This is a genomic window from Flavonifractor sp. An4, from assembly GCF_002161755.1.
In the GTDB taxonomy this organism is placed as follows: Bacteria; Bacillota; Clostridia; order Oscillospirales; family Oscillospiraceae; genus Flavonifractor; species Flavonifractor avicola.
On record NZ_NFIL01000088.1, the window covers coordinates 1 to 2738 of the forward strand.

Sequence of the window (2738 nt, forward strand, 5' to 3'; positions counted from 1 at the left end):
TGCTTTGTACCGGCTTACTCTGCTATAAGGCCATACTGAAGGGCTCCGCAGAGCACAGCGTAGAACTTGGGCAGGACGCCAAGGGGAACCTTGTCCGCATCGACCATGTGCTGGACAGGCTGCCCCAGCGCATCCAGGAGACACAGGACGCCATCGAACACACCCTTCAGCAGTGCGAGGCGGTCAAGGCAGAACTGGAGAAGCCGTTTCCCCAGGAGGCCGAATTGGCGGAGAAAACCGCCCGCCTCACGGAGCTGGACATCCTGCTCCACATCGGGGACCAGGAGAGTACAGACCGGCTGGCAGGATGAAGCAGGGATGCCCGCATGGACCTGCCGTGCGGGCACCTCTACAATTACATGTATATAAGGAGGAAAACACAATGTCAAACGCAAAACTGATGACCCCGCTCTTTTACCAGGGGAATTTCAATGCAGGCGGAAAGAAGATGCGGGCCATATTGGTACGCGAAGTATCCAACGGGACAGACACCTACCGGCTCTGGCGGCGTGACGGCAAGCCGGACCGGCAGTACCCCCAAGGGGAGGGGGACGACTATATCCTCTATGTGGAGCTGCATGGGTATCTTGCCACACTCCGCACCACGGATTACTACTTGATTGACCGCTGCGGCTATCAGGCCATGGTTGCGGCTATGTACGGGGACGAGGACAAGCGAGAGCAATATTTCGACGGCCTGCGCCGGTCCGGGGGCGATGACGCGGTGCTGGAGGCTTTGAGGCAGGAGAAGCAGTTGATACGGGAGCTTGGCCGCGATCCAGCCCATCAGGCCGACTACATCAAGGCCATTCTGGACGGCCATGTATCGACTTATCTGGAGTCCAGGGAGAGCGGCGGCGAGACCTTCCCGGATTTTATCGGTGCTCTCATATTGGGAGAACTTCCGACATGCCGCGAACTGTCTGCTATATATAAAGATAAGTGCCGCGAAAAAAGCCGGGAACAGAAAGCTAAAGCTGACGCGGAGGACCGGACGTATTGTCGGGAGCGCAACCGGCAGGCCCAGCAGCAGGTACAGGACGCCATTCGCACCATCCGGGAGGGCGGCGTGCTCCAAAATGACACCGTGGAGTTTTATCGGAGCCGGTATGATTCCAGCGCGTGCTCCATCTTTCTGTACTTGATGAGGCGGTATCAGGTGGACGTGCCACTCCGCACCCAGGGGTGGATCAACAACAAGCTGGCCGCTGCCACGATTGCGGACGGCCGGTGCTCCCATCTGCAATTCTGGGGGCACGGGCGTAACAGAGCTTCCCGGCGGTTCGTGGACTGTATGAATAAACTGACCCGCGCTGTCCTTGCAGAACAAGAAAATGTGTGCGGTACCTCTGGATCGCCGCCCTCCTGACGTGAGAGCGTGAGAGCGTGTGCGTCAGTCGTGCCGGTCACGTATCATACTTTTTTCATTTTAGCGTTTGTTTTCAGGTTTAAGAATACATGAGAAAGGTACGGAAATGACTGTCACATGCCTGCACTGCAAGGCCAGACGTATGGAAAGGAGGACTTTCAAGTGAAAAACAGATACGCAGAACTTCGCCAGAGACAGCGGCAGGAGGTCAACGCGCTCCCGATTGGCTTCGCGTTCAGCGACCGGCAGTTTGAGGAGATGATGCGGGGCTGGGGCCTCGACCCGGAAAAAGACCTCGACAAGATCTACAAAGCCGGGAATACAGGCGGCTTTTTCAAGAAATCGGACGCACAGCTCATCCGTGACACATTCAGCAGGCACGAAAAGGAACTGCGGGACGCCATCGCGGAGGATGAAACCGGGGAGGGGTTCATCTACGAGATGTTCCTTGACGAGCTGGACAACCATGAGTACGGCTACACGAGAGACACCGAGGACACACTGTACGCGCTGGGCTATACGGCGGACGAGGTGCTGGGAAACCCACGCCTCAAGAGAGGCATTGAGAAAGCCGTCACGGAGATTTGCGGGAGGGATTGAGAGATAATATGCGGTTTACGTCCTATAATAAAATTTAGAATTATAAGCAAAAAAGATGGGAGGCCACACCACAAAGGCTGGTCTCCCGTTTTCACTAGTCAGGGGTTTCCGCTTTTTCTCTATTTATATATCTAACTACTGCTTCAGATGGCTGAAGAGCCCAAAGTCGCCATAGATTGCACAGCTTCCTCGCTGAACTCCACTTCCGGATAGGTGCAGAAATCGGAATAGGCACTGCGCCCGGTCAGTCTGCAAATGCCCTGGTCGATTGCCCATCGGAGCGCCGCCGGATGGTTCCGGGTATCGAAGTACGCACAGTTGGGATTCGTGACCGCTGACTTGGGCAGGCAGGCTGTGATCAAGTTCATACATGTCAGTTTTTCCGACGGGTCGCCGATGACAAATACAGCGAGCCGTTTGTCATCGAAATAGGTTGTCTTCCCCAAGGACACATTTTTCCCCGCTTGGATATCGGGAAAATTGGGCCATGTTTTGTCATTCATACTGTTCACCACCAGTCTTGTTATGTTCAACTATATATCTATTTTTGATAACTTTATCATACAATATTTTACTAAATATGTCAACATAATATATATTATTTCTAAAAATATTATTTGATATCTTGAGTTTTTATGGTATAATAGAAGCGAGAAAATAAACTGCATTTATGACAAAAAGTTAAACATTATTACACAAAAGATAAATAGATAAAGAGGTGACAATATGTCCGCCATACTGAATAGTGATGTTTTGACCGTTGCTGGCC

3 protein-coding genes and 1 pseudogene are annotated in these 2738 nt (G+C 52.7%); 3 read left to right on the forward strand and 1 reads right to left on the reverse strand.

All coding sequences use genetic code 11. From position 1 onward, the window contains the following. The 3 genes and pseudogenes from B5F94_RS16545 to B5F94_RS15705 form a co-directional block, all read left to right on the forward strand. Nucleotides 1–311, forward strand: a pseudogene (locus B5F94_RS16545) (hypothetical protein); the annotation flags it as partial. Between the two features lie 71 nt (nucleotides 312–382). Continuing rightward, nucleotides 383–1369 (forward strand): hypothetical protein, encoded by a 987-nt coding sequence (locus tag B5F94_RS15700; protein ID WP_087331482.1) that lies wholly within the window; start codon nucleotides 383–385, stop codon nucleotides 1367–1369. A 162-nt stretch (nucleotides 1370–1531) separates the two neighbouring features. Further along, nucleotides 1532–1969, forward strand: coding sequence for a DUF7659 family protein (locus B5F94_RS15705; RefSeq protein WP_087331485.1), 438 nt, complete (start codon nucleotides 1532–1534; stop codon nucleotides 1967–1969). A gap of 143 nt (nucleotides 1970–2112) precedes the next feature. Here the strand turns inward: B5F94_RS15705 and B5F94_RS15710 are convergent, their stop codons facing one another. Continuing rightward, nucleotides 2113–2472, reverse strand: a complete 360-nt coding sequence (locus B5F94_RS15710) for a DUF4313 domain-containing protein (protein ID WP_087331489.1) — start codon at nucleotides 2470–2472, stop codon at nucleotides 2113–2115. Nucleotides 2473–2738: the final 266 nt, after the last annotated feature.

Excerpts from the sequence above, each read along its gene's own strand:
- B5F94_RS15700 (WP_087331482.1), top strand. The coding sequence starts at position 383 with ATGTCAAACGCAAAACTGATGACCCCGCTCTTTTACCAGGGGAATTTC.
- B5F94_RS15710 (WP_087331489.1), bottom strand. The coding sequence starts at position 2,472 with ATGAATGACAAAACATGGCCCAATTTTCCCGATATCCAAGCGGGGAAA.